Annotated in this window: 16 protein-coding genes; 12 read left to right on the top strand and 4 right to left on the bottom strand. The window is 59.1% G+C overall.

The genetic code is table 11. The features are described from left to right. Positions 1 to 9: 9 nt before the first annotated feature. The 12 genes from argS (at position 10) to RRU01S_RS12410 (ending at position 14,688) form a co-directional block, all read left to right on the top strand. Positions 10 to 1,767 carry an arginine--tRNA ligase gene (gene argS / locus RRU01S_RS12465; RefSeq protein WP_045230583.1) on the top strand — a complete coding sequence of 586 codons (1,758 nt, stop codon included), beginning with the start codon at positions 10 to 12 and terminating at the stop codon, positions 1,765 to 1,767. A gap of 66 nt (positions 1,768 to 1,833) precedes the next feature. Then, positions 1,834 to 4,794, top strand: coding sequence for an SPOR domain-containing protein (locus RRU01S_RS12460; protein ID WP_045230582.1), 2,961 nt, complete (start codon positions 1,834 to 1,836; stop codon positions 4,792 to 4,794). A gap of 262 nt (positions 4,795 to 5,056) precedes the next feature. Further along, positions 5,057 to 6,073 (top strand): beta-N-acetylhexosaminidase, encoded by a 1,017-nt coding sequence (gene nagZ, locus RRU01S_RS12455; protein ID WP_045230581.1) that lies wholly within the window; start codon positions 5,057 to 5,059, stop codon positions 6,071 to 6,073. A 49-nt stretch (positions 6,074 to 6,122) separates the two neighbouring features. Then, positions 6,123 to 6,953, top strand: a complete 831-nt coding sequence (locus RRU01S_RS12450) for a segregation and condensation protein A (RefSeq protein ID WP_045230580.1) — start codon at positions 6,123 to 6,125, stop codon at positions 6,951 to 6,953. Beyond that, positions 6,943 to 7,674, top strand: coding sequence for an SMC-Scp complex subunit ScpB (gene scpB, locus RRU01S_RS12445; RefSeq protein ID WP_045230579.1), 732 nt, complete (start codon positions 6,943 to 6,945; stop codon positions 7,672 to 7,674). The genes RRU01S_RS12450 and scpB overlap by 11 nt, the downstream gene beginning before the upstream one ends. Before the next feature lie 158 nt (positions 7,675 to 7,832). Then, positions 7,833 to 8,069 (top strand): twin-arginine translocase TatA/TatE family subunit, encoded by a 237-nt coding sequence (locus tag RRU01S_RS12440; RefSeq protein ID WP_045230578.1) that lies wholly within the window; start codon positions 7,833 to 7,835, stop codon positions 8,067 to 8,069. 62 nt (positions 8,070 to 8,131) lie between these two features. Beyond that, positions 8,132 to 8,971: a Sec-independent protein translocase protein TatB gene (gene tatB, locus RRU01S_RS12435; protein ID WP_045230643.1), complete on the top strand. Its 840-nt coding sequence runs from the start codon at positions 8,132 to 8,134 to the stop codon at positions 8,969 to 8,971. Continuing rightward, complete coding sequence (tatC, locus tag RRU01S_RS12430) at positions 8,968 to 9,780, top strand: twin-arginine translocase subunit TatC (RefSeq protein WP_045230577.1); 813 nt, start codon at positions 8,968 to 8,970, stop codon at positions 9,778 to 9,780. Before tatB ends, tatC begins: the two co-directional genes overlap by 4 nt. Before the next feature lie 92 nt (positions 9,781 to 9,872). Then, positions 9,873 to 11,156 carry a serine--tRNA ligase gene (gene serS, locus RRU01S_RS12425; RefSeq protein WP_045230576.1) on the top strand — a complete coding sequence of 428 codons (1,284 nt, stop codon included), beginning with the start codon at positions 9,873 to 9,875 and terminating at the stop codon, positions 11,154 to 11,156. A 214-nt stretch (positions 11,157 to 11,370) separates the two neighbouring features. After that, entirely contained in the window at positions 11,371 to 12,147 is a 777-nt protein-coding gene (gene surE / locus RRU01S_RS12420) for a 5'/3'-nucleotidase SurE (RefSeq protein ID WP_045230575.1), read from the top strand. After that, on the top strand, positions 12,144 to 12,797 hold the full coding sequence (locus RRU01S_RS12415; RefSeq protein WP_045230574.1) for a protein-L-isoaspartate(D-aspartate) O-methyltransferase: 654 nt from the start codon (positions 12,144 to 12,146) through the stop codon (positions 12,795 to 12,797). Before surE ends, RRU01S_RS12415 begins: the two co-directional genes overlap by 4 nt. Before the next feature lie 298 nt (positions 12,798 to 13,095). Next, a complete protein-coding gene (locus RRU01S_RS12410; RefSeq protein ID WP_045230573.1) occupies positions 13,096 to 14,688 on the top strand; it encodes a peptidoglycan DD-metalloendopeptidase family protein in 1,593 nt (530 codons plus the stop codon). Between the two features lie 54 nt (positions 14,689 to 14,742). Here the strand turns inward: RRU01S_RS12410 and mobB are convergent, their stop codons facing one another. The 4 genes from mobB to RRU01S_RS12390 are packed head-to-tail and all read right to left on the bottom strand — an operon-like array spanning position 14,743 to position 18,006. Next, positions 14,743 to 15,255: a molybdopterin-guanine dinucleotide biosynthesis protein B gene (mobB, locus tag RRU01S_RS12405; RefSeq protein WP_045230572.1), complete on the bottom strand. Its 513-nt coding sequence runs from the start codon at positions 15,253 to 15,255 to the stop codon at positions 14,743 to 14,745. After that, on the bottom strand, positions 15,252 to 15,881 hold the full coding sequence (gene mobA, locus RRU01S_RS12400; RefSeq protein ID WP_045230642.1) for a molybdenum cofactor guanylyltransferase MobA: 630 nt from the start codon (positions 15,879 to 15,881) through the stop codon (positions 15,252 to 15,254). Before mobA ends, mobB begins: the two co-directional genes overlap by 4 nt. After that, positions 15,881 to 17,107 (bottom strand): multidrug effflux MFS transporter, encoded by a 1,227-nt coding sequence (locus tag RRU01S_RS12395; RefSeq protein WP_045230571.1) that lies wholly within the window; start codon positions 17,105 to 17,107, stop codon positions 15,881 to 15,883. The genes mobA and RRU01S_RS12395 overlap by 1 nt, the downstream gene beginning before the upstream one ends. Beyond that, positions 17,104 to 18,006 (bottom strand): DMT family transporter, encoded by a 903-nt coding sequence (locus tag RRU01S_RS12390; protein WP_045230570.1) that lies wholly within the window; start codon positions 18,004 to 18,006, stop codon positions 17,104 to 17,106. The genes RRU01S_RS12395 and RRU01S_RS12390 overlap by 4 nt, the downstream gene beginning before the upstream one ends. Between the last annotated feature and the right edge of the window lie 21 nt (positions 18,007 to 18,027).

Raw genomic sequence — 18,027 nt, 5'->3', positions numbered from 1 at the left:
TATATGATTATGAACATTTTTGCCGATTTCGACACCAGAATCAAAAACGCGCTCGAGACGATCGATCTCGTCAAGGCGCATCGCGATACGGTGGATTTCGGCCGCATCACCGTGGAATCACCGCGCGATCCCAGCCATGGCGACGTTGCGACCAATGCCGCCATGGTGCTGGCAAAGCCACTCGGCACCAACCCGCGCGCGCTGGCTGAACTCATCGTTCCCGCACTGGAGCGTGACGCGGACGTGGATAGCGTCAATGTCGCGGGCCCGGGCTTCATCAACATCCGCGTATCCGTTGCCTATTGGCAGCGCCTGCTGGCCGGCATGATCGAGAACGGTGCCGACTACGGCCGCTCGACCATCGGTGCGGGCAAGAAGGTCAACGTCGAATATGTCTCGGCCAACCCGACCGGCCCGATGCATGTCGGCCACTGCCGTGGCGCCGTGGTGGGCGATACGCTGGCGAACCTTCTGTCCTTTGCCGGTTACGAGGTCGTCAAGGAATATTACATCAACGATGCCGGATCGCAGATCGACGTGCTCGCACGCTCTGTCTTCCTGCGCTACCGCGAAGCGCTGGGCGAAGAGGTCGGCGCCATTCCGCCGGGTCTTTATCCGGGTGATTATCTGGTGCCGCTCGGCCAGTCGCTGGCCGATGAATTCGGCATCAAGCTGCGGGCCATGCCGGAAGAGCAGTGGCTGCCCATCGTCAAAGACAAGGCCATCGACGCGATGATGGTGATGATCCGCGAGGATCTGGCCGCGCTGAACGTCAAGCACGATGTGTTCTATTCCGAGCGCACCCTGCATGCGGGCAATGCCGGACCGATACTGTCGGCCATCAACGACCTGACCTTCAAGGGCCATGTCTACAAGGGCACATTACCGCCGCCGAAGGGCGAGTTGCCGGATGACTGGGAAGACCGCGAACAGACGCTGTTCCGCTCCACCGAGGTCGGTGACGACATGGACCGTGCGCTGATCAAGTCGGACGGGTCCTATACATACTTTGCTGCTGACGTCGCCTACTTCAAGGACAAGTACGACCGCGGCTTTGGCGAGATGATCTATGTCTTGGGCGCCGATCATGGCGGCTACGTCAAGCGTCTGGAAGCGGTTGCCCGCGCCGTGTCCGAAGGCAAGTCCAAGCTGACGGTTTTGTTGTGCCAGCTGGTCAAACTTTTTCGTGATGGCGAGCCCGTCAAAATGTCCAAACGCTCGGGTGATTTCGTCACTTTGCGTGAGGTTGTGGACGAGGTCGGGCGAGATCCGGTGCGATTCATGATGCTCTATCGCAAGAGCTCAGAGCCCCTGGATTTCGATTTTGCTAAAGTAACGGAGCAATCCAAGGATAATCCAGTGTTTTATGTGCAATATGCACATGCCCGCTGCAAGTCTGTTTTCAGGCAGGCAAATGAGGCATTTCCAGACCTGGATGTGACCTCGATAACCATGGCGTCCGGTTCATCATTGATAAACGATATCAATGAATTGCAGCTGATTGCTAAACTGGCTGAATACCCGCGCATGATCGAGTCCATCGCGCTCAATCATGAGCCGCACAGACTGGCCTTTTACCTCTATGATCTTGCAAGCTCCTTCCATGGGCATTGGAATAAAGGTAAAGATCAGCCAGAATTACGTTTTGTTAACGATAAAAACCGAGAATTAAGTGTTGCCAGGTTAGGGCTGGTGAATGCTGTCGCGAATGTATTGAAGTCTGGACTAACGCTTTTAGGAGCGGACGCGCCTGACGAAATGCGATAACATCTCACCATTATTTGCTCACAATACGCTGGCAAGAGCTTTGACGCGTAGATGGTGGAACACGTAATGGTCGATAAAAATGTCGCGTATAACCGGGACAACCGGACAGAAGAATTCGACGACAACGATCCCTTGGCGCAACTGGCGCGTCTGGTTGGGCAAGAGGATCGGCCATCCCACGTTGCTGCGCCCGTAGCGCAGCAGCCGGTACAGCGTCGCGAGCCCGAATTCAATCTTGAAGACGAGTTGCTGCGCGAATTCGCCATTTACGATGCGCCCCGTCACGAGCCGATAGCGCTTGATGCAGCAAACGATGTGCACGCATCTCCGGTCCCGGCTGGCGAATTCATGCAGCGCGTCGAATCGGTGTTCGCCCGCAAGGAGCCGGAGCTTCAGCCGGTGGAGCAATATGCGCCTGCCGACACGGAGGAATATCTGGTTGCGGAGCATGGTTCCGATACGGTCGCTGCCAGCAATCTCCGTGACGACTTCAGTGATGATCCCGATTCTGTCGCAGCCTTGTTCGATGTTGCCCACCGCGAGCCGGTACGGCAGCCAGTTCAGCATGCGCCTGAACCAGAAGTGGAATACGTTGCGCCGGTGGCTTACCGCGAAGAGCTTGTCGCTGACGTGGAGCCTGTACAGCATTACGAAGAGCCTGTCGCTGCGCGGCCTATCGAAGAGACGCCAGCACCGCATTATGTAGCACCAGTTGCTGCCCAGCAGCCCGATTGGGAGCGGATGGCGGAAACATCTGGCGAAGCGTCGATCGATCTCGTCAGCGAACTCGAAATGTCGGTGTCCGATGAACCTGTGGTACCGTCGCAGGCTCCAGCCCCGATTGCCCGTCGTTCCTCGCTCGATTATTCCAGCCTGCGGCTTCCTCTTGCCAATTTCGGCGCGCCACGTGCCACACCCGTCGTGCCTACGCCAGCGGAGCCTGTGGTTCAGGCCCCCGTCGCTGCCCAGTTTAAACAGCCGCTGTCTGCGCCTGCCAACCATATCGAACCTGCCATTCCCGCCGGGATGAAGCTTTCGGCCATGGACGAGCTGATCTACGATGTGGCGAAATACGAAATCAGCAGTAAGGACGTAAAGGCTGCAGCCCCTGCAGCGCGCATCGAGCCGGTTGTTTCCGCAGCGCCTGCCGTCGTCACACCGACCGTTGCACCCGCCCGTGTCGAGCCGCCTGTCGTTCAGAACATCGCGAAATCCGAGCCGGATATGAGCGATTTCGATACGTTCAAGGACGATGACTTCGAACTGGCGCTCGACGATATCGATTTCGACATCGATCTTTCTGAAATCGCCAATATCGACGTGCCCTCGGCTCCCGAGCCTACACCGGCACCTGTTGTATTGGCGGCACCTGAACCGGTAGCGCAGGCTCCGGTTCAACCAAAGCCCGTTGTCGAGCCGCCCCGTGTCGAGGCCGCACCCGCTCGCCCTCAGCCGATCGTTGCTGCGCCCGTCGCTCGCCAGGAGACACCACGTCCTGCCGCTGCCGTGGTCGTCGCGCCGCCTGCAACGCTGGAAAGCCTGCCGTTCGATCCCTCGCAGATCGGTGAGACGGAAGACCAGCCTGAAACCATGACCGAAATGGACGTGCCCGAACTGCCAGTGAGCGTGTTCGAGCCAAAGCCTGCGCCGCGCCGCCAGGAAGAAGACCTCGATCTTGACACCGAGCTTGCCTCGCTGTTTGCACCGGCGGTCGCAGGTGGTCTCGACCGCCATAAGAACGCCGATGGCCGTCCCGCATCAGGACAGCCGCAGCCGACGCCAGAAGAGGTTGACGAGTTCGAGCGCGCGCTCGAACAGGATTTCCGTCGCAGCATGGAAGAAGCTGCCGAATCGCGCTCTTCCGGCGAGCACATTGCCCGCGCCGAGATTGCCCAGCCGGTTCGCTACAGCGATGATGAAGAGCGTGCAAGTCCACGCCGCTGGTTCGTGCCCATGGCCGCAGCGGTTGGCGTTCTTCTCATCGGCGGCGGGACCTATGCCCTGATGTTCAGCGGTTCGGGACATGGTACCAATGGCGCGCCTGTCATCATCTCTGCCGATAGCGAGCCGACCAAGGTTGTGCCCGATAACCCGGGTGGTCGTGTGGTTCCAAACCAGGACAAGGCCGTTTATGACCGTGTTGCGGGTGCCGCACCTGCCGATCCGAAACAGTCCTCGTTGATCTCGTCCGACGAGCAGCCGGTGGACGTCGTGCAGCGCACGCTGATCCCCGAGCAGTTGCCGCTGGAAGGCGAAAACGAAGACATGGATGCCGTCGCCTCGACCCCGGTCGGCGAGACGGAAGACCCACGCCTGCTGTCGCCGGAAGAAAAGGCACGCTCTGCTGAAAATCAGGCCGGTTCGCCGGTCAATGTTTCGCCGCGCAAGGTCCGCACGATGATCGTCAAGCCTGACGGTACGTTGGTTGCACAGGAAGTTCCGGCTCCGGCCGCGCCATCCGCGCCGCAGGCAGACAAGGTCGAAGAGCTTGCCGCACCACAGACTACGGCTGCCGCAGAACGTGCACCAGCGGTGATTGCCGCCTCGCGTGTTCCTGTCGCACCTGAGCAGCCTGCTCAGCAGCCACAGACGCCCGCGCCAGTCGCCGCTGCGCCAAAGCCCGCGCAGACAGCAGCACCTATGCCAGCGTCCCGCCCTTCGGCCCAGCCGACCACTGTCACGGCTGCGGTCACCAGCCAGGGTAATGTGCGTCCGGCACCGCCTTCGCAGCCTGCGCAGGAAACTGCCGCTGCGCCAACGCCAGCCACCAACACATCGTCTTCTGGCGGCTACTATGTTCAGGTTGCGTCGCTGCCAAGTCAGGCGGAAGCACAGAAGTCGTATCAGAGCCTGTCTGCCAAGTTCGGCTCCGTCATCGGCGGTCGCGGTGTGGACATCAAGGCGGCTGAAATCGCTGGCAAGGGCACGTTCTACCGCGTCCGTATCCCCGCAGGCGACAAGAACGAAGCAGCAGCTTTGTGCGAGCGCTTCCGCTCCGCAGGTGGCAGCTGCCTGATTGCTCGCTGATTTTGAATAGGCAAAATATCAAGGCCGGAGTGGTTATGTCGCTCCGGCCTTGATGTGTAAAAAAACTCTCAATACTGACCTCAGTTTTTCCGTCATTCCGGCCTGGAGCCGGAACTCACGAGCACCACATCTGCGGTGCAGAAGAGTCTTCTGTCGATCAAGGACTTGATCGAACTGGCCCCGGATCAAGTCTGGGATGACGGTATCTAAGGCTGCTCTCGGCTTCTCATCTGCCTAACCGCGCTTCAAGCAGGACCAATCCATGACCGACACGAAAGCTATGATCCTCGGCTGTAGCGGCCTGACCCTGACCGATGACGAAATCGCGCTGTACAAGGCGGAGCGTCCATGGGGCTTTATCCTGTTCGGGCGCAACATTGGCGATGCGGCGCAGATCACGGACCTTGTGGCTTCCATGCGCGATGCCATCGGTAGTCCGAACGCACCTGTCTTGATCGATCAGGAAGGCGGGCGCGTGCAGCGTATTCGTCCTCCGATCTTGCAATCCTATCCCAATGCGCAGGCACTGGGCGAAATCTATCTGCGCGATCAGAAGCAGGGGCTGCGCGCGGCGTGGCTGATGTCGCGCTTGCATGCGTTCGACCTGATGAAGTTGGGCATCAACGTGGATTGCCTGCCGGTGCTGGACGTGCCGGTAGAAGGCGCCAGCAACGTGATCGGCAACCGCGCCTATGGCTTCGACCCGGCGCTGGTGGCGGCCATGGGCCAGGCGGCGGCTGATGGATTGAAGGCGGGCGGCATGTTGCCCGTCATGAAGCATATTCCGGGCCACGGTCGTGGTCTGGTCGATTCGCACCACGAATTGCCGGTGGTCGATGTGCCCCTGGATGAGCTTGACGCGCACGATTTTGTGCCGTTCCGCGCACTGAACAAGGAACTGATGGCCATGAGCGCCCATCTGGTGTTCACCGCCTTCGATGCAGAACGCCCGGCCACGACGTCACCTATCGTGATTGATGAAATCATCCGCGGACGCATCGGTTTCGATGGCCTGCTGATCTCAGACGATAGCTCCATGAATGCCCTGAAAGGGACGCTGGGCGAACGTGCCGCCAATATTATTGCGGGTGGTTGCGATATAGTCTTGCATTGCAACGGCGTGATGGATGAAATGCTTCAGGTCGTGAAAGAGGTTCCTGTTCTTTCCGGCAAGTCTCTCGAGCGTGTTCGTGCTGTCGAAGCCGGTTTTCCGGTGGCTGATGGTGCGGATGAAGCTGCACTCAGAGACGAATTCAACGCCATGCTGACGGTTGCCTGATAAGCGATCCAGCCGGGCGTCTTTACGGATGGGCCGGGTGGGCGAATGAATGGCGGCAGATAAATCGCGCGGCGGCGCGCCGATGGAAAAGCTTTGGGAGGATATCAAACCCGAGCGTGCCACCGGCGAAGCGGCATTGATGATCGACGTTGCGGGCTTTGAAGGCCCGCTCGATTTGTTGCTGCACCTTGCCCGCACGCAAAAAGTCGATCTCTCGCGCATTTCCGTGCTGGCGCTGGCCGAGCAATATCTTGTGTTCGTCGAGCAGGCAAGGCGCGTCCGTATCGAACTGGCTGCCGATTATCTGGTCATGGCCGCGTGGCTGGCGTTCCTCAAATCCAAGCTGCTCATTCCGCAGCAAAGCAAGGATGACGGCCCGAGCGGCGAGGAAATGGCGGCGACGCTGGCCTTTAGGCTGAAGCGCCTGGAAGCCATGCGGGAAGCGGCGGAACGGCTCGTCAACCGTCATCATCTGGGCCGCGATGTGTTTGCCCGCGGTGCGCCGGAGCACATTCCCCACAAGAGCCGTTCGTCCTTCGAGGCCAGCCTCTACGATCTGCTGAGTGCCTATGCCAATCTTCGCCAGCGCCAGGCCATCACCCAGGTCACCATCGAAAAGCGGCAGGTCTGGTCGCTGGTGGATGCGCGTGAGCTGTTGACTTCCATGCTGGGCGAGATCGGTGAATGGACAGAGCTGGATCGTTATCTGCTGCAATATGTTGCCGACCCTTCCATGCGCGCAACGGCGATGGCGAGCGCCTTTGCCGCATCGCTGGAGCTGGTGCGCGAGGGATCGCTGGAAATCCGCCAGGATGGCGCTTTCCAGCCGATTTTTATGCGCAAGGGTGCTGGCCGTGAAAGGACACGGGATGTCGAGTGAATTGGAAGCGGATGACGACGCCACTGTGACGGATGGGGCGGGATTCGAAACCACGGTCACCGAGCGGCAGCTGAAGGATGCGGAGCGCATTGCCGAGGCGCTGGTCTTTGCCTCCGCACAGCCGGTGTCTGAGTCCTTCATCGCCGAGCGTATGCCGAGGGGTATCGACGTGGCCGCGTTGATGTGGAAGCTGAAGGGCGTCTATTCCGAGCGCGGCGTCAATCTCATTCAGGTGGGAGGAAACTGGGCTTTCCGAACGGCGGGCGATCTTTCCTTCGTCATCCGCATGGATGAAAAGGAACCGAAGAAGCTTTCGAGGGCGGCGCTGGAAGTGCTGGCCATCATCGCCTACCACCAGCCGGTGACACGCGCGGAAATCGAGGAAATCCGCGGTGTGCAGACATCGCGCGGGACGCTCGACGTATTGATGGAAGCGGGCTGGGTGCGGTTTCGCGGACGACGCAGAACGCCGGGACGGCCTGTCACCATGGGCACGACGGTGGATTTTCTCGATCATTTCGGGCTGGAAGAACTGCGCGATCTGCCGGGGCTGGACGAGTTGAAGGGGGCAGGGCTGCTCTCTGGCCGCATACCCTCCAACTTCGGTATTCCCTTGCCATCGATGAGCGATGAGCTGACAGAGGACGAAGATCCGATCACGCAGTTGGACCTCGAAGAACTCGGACTGCTTGCACCCAGCGGCGAAGAGCCGGAAAGCTGAGCCCGTTCTATTGTCATCGCAATCACAAAGAGTTGCCAACATTTGTCAATCAGCAGATTTATAGTGTCTTATCGTTTGTTGAATAGCCATTTTGGTGTTTGAAAAACCTCCGCAAACGTCTTACATCGGTTCAAAGCAAAATTCAGGGAGTTTGCGTTATGGGTTCTTTTAGTGTGTGGCATTGGCTGATCGTTCTGGTCATCGTGCTTGTCCTCTTCGGTCGCGGCAAGATTCCGGAACTGATGGGCGATGTTGCAAAGGGCATCAAGAGCTTCAAAAAGGGCATGGCCGACGAAGACGGCACACCACGCCCCGCAGACCACGACACCACGCAAGAGCCGACCACCCCTGTTCATCCCCGCACGGTGGACCACAAGGCTGACGAGCTCAAGTAATCGATTTTGCGGTGCGGCGTTGAACGCCGTGCCGCGACACTGCGCGTGTCAGGAGCTTTATGATGTTTGATATCGGCTGGAGCGAGCTGCTGGTGATTGCGGTCGTGTTGATCGTGGTCGTCGGCCCCAAGGACTTGCCACCCATGATCCGCGCCTTCGGCAAGACCATGGCTGGCCTGCGCAAGATGGCAGGCGACTTCCGCAGCCAGTTCGATGAGGCTTTGAAAGAAGCCGACATGGACGACGTGCGCCAGACGATTTCCGACGTTCGCAATCTTAACCCGACGAATTCGATCCGCGATGCGATGAACCCGCTGCGTCAATTGGGCAACGAAATCCGCGCCGATCTACAGGGTTCGACCACACCGGCCAGCTCTCCTGCCACCAGTGCGCCCGTGGGTGCACCGGCGGTCAGCCTGTCCGACCCTGAAATGAAATTGCCCGACGGCCCGCCTGCGATCGCAACGGAAGCTGCTGTTACGGCAACGGCCGTGGGTGCAAGCTCAGCCGCAGCTGCGCCAGCGCCAACAGTTGTAGCAACGCCAGCGGAGAAGCCAAAGGCAGTTCGCAAGCGCGTTGCCGCCAAGTCCGTCCAGGAAGTCGAAGCGGAAAAGGTTGCGGTCAAACCAAAGCGTGCCGCCAAGACTGTTTCAGCCAAGACGGAAGCGGCAAAGAACGGTACCGCAAAACCGGTCGCACCAAAAAGCAGCAAGCCAGCTGTCTTGACTGACGTCGCGGCGAAAGCGTCCACGGCAAAGGCTGCCAAAGCCACAGTCGCGGCCGCAAAGCCGATGGTCGAAAAGGCCAAGGCGATGGTGAAAAAGACCGACGCCGAAACAGCAGCGGTGACGACGCCTGCAAAAACAGTGAAGACGGCCAAGGCCAAAAAGGGTGAAGCATGAGTGCGGATACCGATGATAAGCCGCAGCCGCTTATCGAACACCTCATGGAACTGCGCACGCGGCTGATCTGGTCCCTGGGCGCCTTCTTCGTCGCTTTCATTGCCTGTTTCGCAGTCGCCAAGCACCTCTTCAACCTGCTGGTCATTCCCTATAAATGGGCGGTGATCTGGGCCGGGCTTGATGTTGCCAAGTCGTCGCTGATTTACACCGCGCCGCAGGAATTCTTCTTCACGCAGATCAAGGTCGCCATGTTCGGCGCACTGGTGATTTCCTTCCCCGTGATCGCCTCGCAGCTCTACAAATTCGTGGCACCCGGCCTCTACAAGAACGAGCGTGCAGCCTTCCTGCCGTTCCTGATCGCGTCTCCTCTGCTGTTTCTTCTGGGCGGTGCGCTGGTCTACTTCTTCTTCACGCCCATGGTCATGTGGTTCTTCCTCGCCATGCAGCAATTGCCTGAGGATGGCGAAGTCGCGATTTCGCTGATGCCGAAGGTGTCGGAATATCTCAGCCTCATCATGACGCTGGTGTTGTCTTTCGGTCTGGTGTTCCAGTTGCCCGTCGTTACCACGCTTCTGGCACGTGTCGGTTTGCTGACCAGCCAGTGGCTGAAAGAGAAGCGTAAATTCGCGATCGTCGGCGCGTTCATCGTTGCCGCCGTGCTGACGCCGCCGGACCCGATGTCCCAGATCGGTCTTGCGTTGCCCGCAATCCTTCTCTACGAGATTTCCATACATTTGGCTCGACTCGTGGAGAAGAAGCGCGCTGAGGAAAATGCAGGCCGTGAGCTTGAAAATTCCAGTGACGACTGACGGTTTTCGTCAGGACCTTCTTCAGACGCCGGGCCATTCGTCCCGGCGTTTTGTTTTTCAAAACATGCTGCAAATTACGGTCTGGAACCACGATGCACGACATTAAATGGATACGCGAAAACCCCGAAGCTTTCGATGCCGGCCTTGCCCGCCGCAATGCCGAGCCGCAATCCGCTCATCTGATTGCGCTCGATGAAAAGCGCCGCTCCGTGATCCAGACTTTGCAAGACATGCAGTCGCGCCGCAATACCGCATCCAAGGAAATTGGCGCTGCGATGGCGCAGAAGAATGCCGAGCTTGCCGAAAAGCTGAAGGCCGAAGTTGCCGACATCAAGGACAGCATGCCGCGCCTTGAGGAAGAGGATCGTCAGGTTTCGGCTGAGCTGACCGATGCTCTTTCGCGCATTCCCAACCTGCCATTCGATGACGTGCCAGTCGGCAAGGACGAGCACGACAACATCATTGCGCGCGTGGTCGGTCAGAAACCCGGCTGGAACCATGCGGCCAAGGAGCATTACGAGATCGGTGAAGCCCTCGGCTACATGGATTTCGACCGTGCGGCCAAGCTGTCCGGTTCGCGCTTCACCGTGCTGACCAGCCAGATTGCACGTTTGGAACGTGCGCTCGGCCAGTTCATGATCGACCTGCACACGAGCGAGCATGGCTATACGGAAGTGTCGTCGCCGCTGATGGTGCGCGATGAGGCGATGTATGGCACGGGCCAGCTTCCGAAATTCGCCGAGGATCTGTTCAGGACGACCGATGGCCGCTGGCTGATTCCGACTGCCGAGGTGACGCTGACGAATCTCGTTGCCGGTGAAATTCTCGAGCAGGAAAAGCTGCCGCTGCGATTCACCGCGCTGACACCATCCTTCCGTTCGGAAGCAGGCTCTGCCGGTCGCGATACGCGCGGCATGCTGCGCCAGCATCAGTTCTGGAAGTGCGAACTGGTTTCGATCACGGATGCCGAAAGCGCTGTCGAAGAGCATGAGCGTATGACCGCCTGCGCAGAAGAGGTGCTGAAGCGCCTCGGCCTGCATTTCCGCACCATGACGCTCTGCACCGGCGATATGGGTTTTGGCGCGCGCAAGACCTACGACCTCGAAGTCTGGCTGCCGGGTCAGGATACCTACCGCGAGATATCGTCCTGCTCGGTCTGTGGTGATTTTCAGGGGCGGCGGATGGATGCGCGTTATCGGGCGAAGGGTGAGAAGGCGACGAAGTTCGTGCACACCCTCAACGGCTCCGGCACGGCTGTCGGACGCTGCCTGATTGCGGTTCTGGAGAACTACCTGAACGATGATGGTTCGGTCACAATTCCAGACGTGTTGCTGCCTTACATGGGCGGTCTGACGCGGATTGAGAAGGTTGTTTGAACTTCCATCATTCCGGCCTTGAGCCGGAATCCAGCGCCTTGCGTCTGCAAGGCAAAAGACTCTTCTAGCCGCGCAGACGCGCGGTGACTGGACCCCGGATCAAGTCCGGGGTGACGGAGGGGAGGTTTAGGCCGAACTGCCTCGCCAACGTGCGAGGTTGCCATAGGCAGCGCTGTTGCGAGACGGTTGATAAGAACTAAAGCGGGAGAGCACCATGCGGATATTGCTGACGAATGATGACGGCATTCATGCCGAAGGGCTTGCAGTGCTGGAGCGCATTGCTCGCACGCTGTCCGATGATGTCTGGATCGTAGCACCGGAAACGGACCAAAGCGGCCTTGCTCATTCGCTGACGCTGTCCGAGCCGCTGCGCCTGCGCAAGATTTCCGACAAGCATTTCGCGCTGCGCGGTACGCCGACTGATTGCGTCATCATGGGCGTGCGTGAAGTGCTGCCGGGCAAACCGGACCTCGTGTTGTCAGGCGTCAACTCCGGCGCCAACATGGCCGACGACGTGACCTATTCCGGCACCATTGCAGGCGCCATCGAAGGCACGCTTCAGGGTGTCCGCTCGTTTGCGCTGAGCCAAGCCTATGCCCATACCGGCCACGCAGAGCGTATCGTCCCTTGGGAGGTGGCGGAGACCTATGCACCCGATCTCATCCGCAAGCTGATCGATGTCGATCTTCCCAAGGAAACCTTCCTCAATCTCAACTTCCCCAATTGCGCGCCCGCTGATGTGAAGGGCGTGAGCGTGACGGGGCAGGGCAAGCTTGATTTCGGTATGACTGTCGAGCAGCGTCAGGATGGTCGCGGTCTGCCCTATTACTGGCTGCGGTTCGGAGAGCGACTGGGCGATTTCCTCGACGGCACCGATATCCATGCGGTCAAGGATGGCCGTATCTCGGTAACGCCGCTCAAGCTTGACCTTACCGATTACACGGTGAAGGATCGCGTGGCGAAGGCGCTTGGACTTGGAGTGCAAGATTGAAGTCTGCAATGGTCGAGAAAGAGGGCTTCGCTGCTCTCGTGTTGCGGTTGAGAGCCGAAGGCATCTCCGATATCGATCTGTTGACAGCGGTGGAGCAAACGCCACGCTCGCAATTCGTGCCTGCGCAATTTGCAGAAGACGCCTATTCCAGCCGCACCATTCCCATCGATTGCGGTGCCTTCATGGAAAGCGCCGACATGGCCGTGAAGCTGGTTCACCGTCTTCAGGTCAAGCCCGGGCAGCGGGTGCTGGAAATCGGCACCGGCAGCGGTTTCATGACGGCCGTGATGGGCAGGCGCTCTGAACGGGTGGTGTCGATTGACCGTTACAAGACGTTGGTGCAAATGGCGCAAAACCGCATGGACGATCTCGGTATTCGCAATGTGGTCATCCGCCAGGCCGACGGCATGAATGGTCTGGTAGGCGAGGGTACCTTCGACCGGATTATTTCCACAGCCGCCTTCACCGACATGCCGCGCTTTTTTACCGAGCAGATCGTGTCCGGCGGCATGATGATTGCGCCGATCATGCTGGAAGATGGGCGCTGCGTCATGACTCGTCTTTCCAAGACAGGCAGCCGATTCGAGCGCGAAGAAATGTTCGAGACACCCTATCTGCCGATAGAGCCGCATATTGCGCGGTATCTGTAACAAAATGAAACCTGGGTCCGAATATCGGAGCCGACTCGGATTTTTATCAACGCATTGATTGAAAAATATTTTTAGCCGGAAAAGCCTAGCAGGCAGGGCTTTTGGTGCCCCGTCATGGTTATCGAAGTGTCAAAAAATATCAAAACCGCATGACGTTTTAACGGCGTGGTAACACTAACGCGCTTTAATCATCTCCATCGACGCATGGTTTTCCCAACTCGGGAGAGGGGCCTTGCAGAGTGTAATTTTCAGCCGGATCGATCCCGATGCGGCGGTTGGCGTCAGTGTAGATCGAGTCATGCGTATGAGTAATTCGCCTAAAATCGGAAAATCAATCGCAAAGATGCTCGCAGCGGCATTGCTGGCAAGCGTCGCAACGGGTTGTAGTTCGGACGCCACGCGATTTGGCGGCCTGTTTTCGAGCGGACCGGACCAAATGACGACCGCATCCATTCCTTCCCGCAACGGCGCTGCACCTGCGCCCGTTCCGCAAAACGACATGAACAATGGCGGCGGCGGTTATGCATCATCTGCTCCACAGGGCGGCTATGCCAACCAGAACACTGCCATGAACCAGCCTTATCCGGCGTCCAATGGCGGCTATGGTTCGGTTCAGCCTTCGTCGGCTCGTGCGGCTTCGTCTTCGGCATCCGTACAGCGCTCGGAGCTGTCAGCTCCATCGCCATCCAGCCGTCGCGAGCCTGCTCCACGCAATGAAGCGATGGCCCAGCCCATGCCACCGGCACGGTCGAACTCGGCTCCTTCCATGGCGTCGGCCCGCGTGCCAAGCAACGGTTCCGACAATCTGTCCACCGGCTCCATCAAGGCTGCCGACAATGGCTGGCATACCGATGGTGCATCGTCTGTCACGCTGAAGTCGGGTGAGACGATTGCGACGCTGTCCAAGCGCTACGGTGTACCTGAAAAGGCTCTGCTTCAGGCCAACGGTCTGTCCAGTGCCTCTGCTGCAACGCCCGGTCAGTCGGTCATCATTCCGAAGTTCGGTCAGTCCCGCAATGCGGCCCGCGCTGCATCCGGCAATATCGATCTGAGCAAGAACAACAACGGTCCAGCACCGACACGTGGTCCTGAACAGAACGTCGCTGTTCTGCCAAGCCAAGGTGCTGCCCGTGACAAGGCCTCGGCAGAAGCCGGTAAGTTGACGCCTCCCGGCGGCAAGCCGCTTCCGCCAACCGGCGGCTACAAGGTTCAGGCCGGCGACAGCCTTGCAAAGATCGCTCGTGCAAACGGCGTTTCCGTTGCTGACCTAAAGGCTGCAAACGGCATTACCGACGGAAGTGTCCGCATCGGCCAGACGTTGAAAATCCCCGGTGCTGGTACCGATGGTATCAAGACGGCATCGGTTCAACATCAGGCACCAGCCGCCACCAAGCCCGTCGAAGCGCCAGTGACAACGGCCAAGGTCGAAGCACCGAAGGCACCGGCCGCCGACGCAAGCGTCAGCGATGTCGAAAAGAAGTCGGACATGGCGTCGATTGCGCCTGAGTCCACGGGCATCGGCAAATATCGCTGGCCGGTTCGTGGTGCCGTGATCTCCGGTTTCGGTGAAAACGTCGATGGCAGCCGCAACGATGGCATCAACATCTCCGTGCCTGAGGGTACGCCGATCAAGGCCGCCGAAAACGGTGTCGTCATCTACTCGGGTAACGGCCTGAAGCAGCTCGGCAACACGGTCCTCATCCGTCACGACGACGGTCGGGTCACCGTTTACGGCAATGCTGCAAACCTCGAAGTCCAGCGTGGCCAGAAGGTTCAGCGCGGCCAGACGGTTGCCACATCCGGCATGACGGGCAGCGCCAAGCGTCCACAGGTTCACTTCGAAGTCCGCAAGGATGCCACACCGGTGAACCCATCCTCTTTCCTTGAATAGGTATTGCGTTTCAGGGATGGAAAAAGCCGGGTCAACGCCCGGCTTTTTCTCGTTTCACGGTCTGGTTAGTCCAACCGTTCGTTCGATGAAGTCGGCAATGGTTGCCGTGTCATCCAGATCAAACACTGGAAGCCTGGTATCCGGCACGGCATGATCGGCGGCGATGGCGACAATGTGCGGATCGCTCGGCGCAAGCGGCTCGGTCTTGGCGGCGTCCCGCCTACGGGCCTCGATCTTGGGCACAGGCTCGTATTTATAGCCTTCGATCAGCACCAAATCGCACGGCGCGATGCGGGCGAGGATGTCTTCAAAAGATGGCTCCGGGCCACCGCGAAGCTCGTGCATGATGGCAAAGCGGGTGCCGGAGACGATGGTGACTTCGTGTGCGCCCGCCTGCCTGTGCCGCCAGCTATCGGCACCCACCTTGTCGATATCGAAATCATGATGCGCATGCTTGATGGTGGAGACGCGGTAACCGCGTGCTGTCAATTCGGTGACGATACGCACGGCAAGACCGGTCTTGCCCGAATTCTTCCAGCCGGAAATGCCGAATACTTTTTGGGTCATGCGGACATACTCTTGACGAACGCTTCCGCCGTCGCAAGCTCATCCGGCGTGTTGATGTTGTAGAACGGGTCGATGGAAGCCGTGGCGCTTTCGAGCGCAGGGAAGGACACGCCAAGCGTGGCGTGTCGCGCCAGAAAGCTGCGGATGCGGCGGTTGTTGTCATCCGCCAGCCAGTGCTCCAGATCGTCCGCAATCGCGACCGGCCACAGCCCGATGACCGGGTGCACATGTCCGCTGGAGGCTGCGATGACGATGGCGTCTTCGCCCGTGAGGTGCGCGGCGAGACGCGATGCGAGATCATCCGGGAAAAACGGGCTGTCTGCCGGGACGGTGAGAAAATGCGTTGCTTGCGGCGCGTGGACAGCAAAGTATCGCATACCCGCCAGAACACCCGCCAAGGGGCCGGCGTGACCAACTATGGTATCCGGCACCAGTGGCAGGCCAAACGCCTGCGCCCAGCTCTCAGGCGCATTCAAGGCCAGTTTGGAGACCTGGGGTGTGACGCGTGCGACGACGTGGGACAGCAGCGTCTTGCCCCCCAGCAGGCTCAGCGCCTTGTTGGTTCCCATGCGTCTGGAAAGGCCACCGGCCAGAATGAGGCCGGGCGTGTCTGGTTTGGTTGTCATCATGCTGTGCCTTGCTGCATGCCTTCATTGTGTCGGCGTTCCTGGATGCCGGTATAGGAACTTGCCATAAGGGCAAGGACGGCGTTGAGCAACATCACCAGCAAGAGGGGTATGGTTCCTGCCTCTTTCGACAGCAATGACGAGGCAAGCACGGCAAGGCAGGCGCCGCCACCGATTGTCAGTGCGCCGCCTAGCCCCGATGCCGAACCTGCAAGATCCGGCTGGACATTGACCATGCCGGCATTGGCGCTGGGCAGGGTGACACCGTTTCCGATCCCGATGAGTGCAAGCGGCAGGAAGAACTCGTAATGGCTGTTCAGTCCGAGATAGGGCAGGGCAATGGCGGCTATGATACCTGTTGTGGCAATGCCGTTTCCCGCCAGCATCATTCTGGAAATGCCGACACGCTCCGCATAACGGCCCGAGAAGAAGTTGCCGAGCATGTAGCCGCTGGCCATGAAGAAGAACTGCATGCCGAGTACGGCAGGCGTCAGCTCATAGAGCACGCTGCCGACAAAGGGCGCGCCACCAAGAAACGAGAAAAACAGGCCGGACGAAAAGGTGGATGTCAGCGCGTACCCCCAGAAGCGTTTGGAGCGCAACAATCGAGGCCAGGCCTGAAATTGCGCGGAAAAGCTTGCGGATTTCTGATGGTTGGTTTCTCCAAGATCGAAAAACACGAGAAGCAGCATAGCCATGCCACAGCATGCGACAAGAACAAAGGTGGCCTGCCAACCGAAGATGTCATTGAGAAAACCGCCAATGGTGGGGCCGATCATCGGAACGACAGACATGCCCATGGTGACATAACCGATCATGGACGCGGCCCTGTCGGCAGGCACCATATCGCGCACGATGGCACGCGACAGAACGAAGCCGGACGCGATGACTGCCTGCAATAGACGCCCGATCATGAAGATGGTGATGTTTGGTGCGACAGCGCAGATCACGGTCGCGATGACCGTGATCACAATGCATGCCAACAACACAGGACGTCGGCCATAGAGATCGGACAGCGGGCCGATGAGCAGTTGCACCAAAGCGGTGGCTGCCAGGTAACCCGATACGGCAAACTGCATTACCGCGTAATCCGTCTCGAAATGGACCGCCATGGCTGCTAGCGACGGCAGGAAGATATTCATGCACAGCGCCGCAACGCCGGGCACAAGGACGAGGGTCGCGATATGCGGCGGGGTCGATCTGTCGAGGAAGCGGACGGCGTTCATTGTATTCTCGTGGATGTTTTGGCAAGCGGCGGCTGTTTGCGTCGGCTTTCACGATAAAAAGTATAGAGGCCAGATGCGACGATAATGGCCGTTCCCAGCAAGATCCACGGTGTCATTTTCTCTCCGAAGACGACATAGCCGATGGAAAAGGCCCAGATCATGCTGGTGTAACGGAAAGGCGCAACAAACGCGATATCGCCGCTGCGCATGGACAGGATGACGGCCTGATAGCCGATGACGACCAGAATGGCGGCAACGAAGAGGTGCGACCAGACATAGGCATCCATCGGCTGCCAGCCGCCGAAGGGTACGATGAGGGCCGCCCCGAAAACGGTGTTGACGACAGCCGTAGTCATTGTAACCGTCAGCGATGGAACATCGGTGTACATGCGTCGGGTCAGGAGATCGCGGCCTGCTGTGACGAAGACGGCGCCGACGACCAGCAAGGCTGCGGTGGTAAAACCATCCGGGCCGGGCCGCAGAATGATCAGCACACCGAGGAAGCCGACGAGAATGGCCGTCCACCGCCGCCAGCCCACGGGTTCTCTGAGAAAGATGGCGGCACCCAGTGTGACTGCCAGCGGCAGCGACTGCATGATGGCCGAGACATTGGCAAAGCCCATGGTGGCCAGCGCACGCAGATAAAGAATGGAGGCACCGACCTCACACAGGCAGCGCAGCAATATGATGGGTCGCAGGATGGTTTTCAGTGGTCGTAACGCGCCCATCTGACGGGCGATGAAGTAGACCATGACACAAGTGATAACGCCGCGAACGAACAGAATTTGTCCGGTATTGATGTAAGGCGTAACGGATTTGGTGAAGGCATCGTTGACCGTAAAGCAGGCCATCGCGAGCGCCATCAACAACGCGCCGCGCGTATTATCCGTCAATGCCATCAATCCAAATCCCAGATCCGC

The organism is Agrobacterium rubi TR3 = NBRC 13261 (assembly GCF_000739935.1).
GTDB classification, from domain to species: Bacteria; Pseudomonadota; Alphaproteobacteria; order Rhizobiales; family Rhizobiaceae; genus Agrobacterium; species Agrobacterium rubi.
Note: the sequence above shows the minus strand (reverse complement) of the source record. Positions and strands in the feature narration are given on the sequence as shown.

What these genes read in the sequence shown, in the direction of transcription:
- nagZ (WP_045230581.1), top strand. Translation starts at nt 5,057, where the DNA reads ATGACCGACACGAAAGCTATGATCCTCGGCTGTAGCGGCCTGACCCTG.
- surE (WP_045230575.1), top strand. Translation starts at nt 11,371, where the DNA reads ATGCGGATATTGCTGACGAATGATGACGGCATTCATGCCGAAGGGCTT.
- mobB (WP_045230572.1), bottom strand. Translation starts at nt 15,255, where the DNA reads ATGACCCAAAAAGTATTCGGCATTTCCGGCTGGAAGAATTCGGGCAAG.
- tatB (WP_045230643.1), top strand. Translation starts at nt 8,132, where the DNA reads ATGTTTGATATCGGCTGGAGCGAGCTGCTGGTGATTGCGGTCGTGTTG.
- RRU01S_RS12450 (WP_045230580.1), top strand. Translation starts at nt 6,123, where the DNA reads ATGGCGGCAGATAAATCGCGCGGCGGCGCGCCGATGGAAAAGCTTTGG.
- RRU01S_RS12440 (WP_045230578.1), top strand. Translation starts at nt 7,833, where the DNA reads ATGGGTTCTTTTAGTGTGTGGCATTGGCTGATCGTTCTGGTCATCGTG.
- RRU01S_RS12460 (WP_045230582.1), top strand. Translation starts at nt 1,834, where the DNA reads ATGGTCGATAAAAATGTCGCGTATAACCGGGACAACCGGACAGAAGAA.
- serS (WP_045230576.1), top strand. Translation starts at nt 9,873, where the DNA reads ATGCACGACATTAAATGGATACGCGAAAACCCCGAAGCTTTCGATGCC.
- RRU01S_RS12395 (WP_045230571.1), bottom strand. Translation starts at nt 17,107, where the DNA reads ATGAACGCCGTCCGCTTCCTCGACAGATCGACCCCGCCGCATATCGCG.
- tatC (WP_045230577.1), top strand. Translation starts at nt 8,968, where the DNA reads ATGAGTGCGGATACCGATGATAAGCCGCAGCCGCTTATCGAACACCTC.
- RRU01S_RS12410 (WP_045230573.1), top strand. Translation starts at nt 13,096, where the DNA reads ATGCGTATGAGTAATTCGCCTAAAATCGGAAAATCAATCGCAAAGATG.
- RRU01S_RS12390 (WP_045230570.1), bottom strand. Translation starts at nt 18,006, where the DNA reads ATGGCATTGACGGATAATACGCGCGGCGCGTTGTTGATGGCGCTCGCG.
- mobA (WP_045230642.1), bottom strand. Translation starts at nt 15,881, where the DNA reads ATGACAACCAAACCAGACACGCCCGGCCTCATTCTGGCCGGTGGCCTT.
- argS (WP_045230583.1), top strand. Translation starts at nt 10, where the DNA reads ATGAACATTTTTGCCGATTTCGACACCAGAATCAAAAACGCGCTCGAG.
- scpB (WP_045230579.1), top strand. Translation starts at nt 6,943, where the DNA reads ATGTCGAGTGAATTGGAAGCGGATGACGACGCCACTGTGACGGATGGG.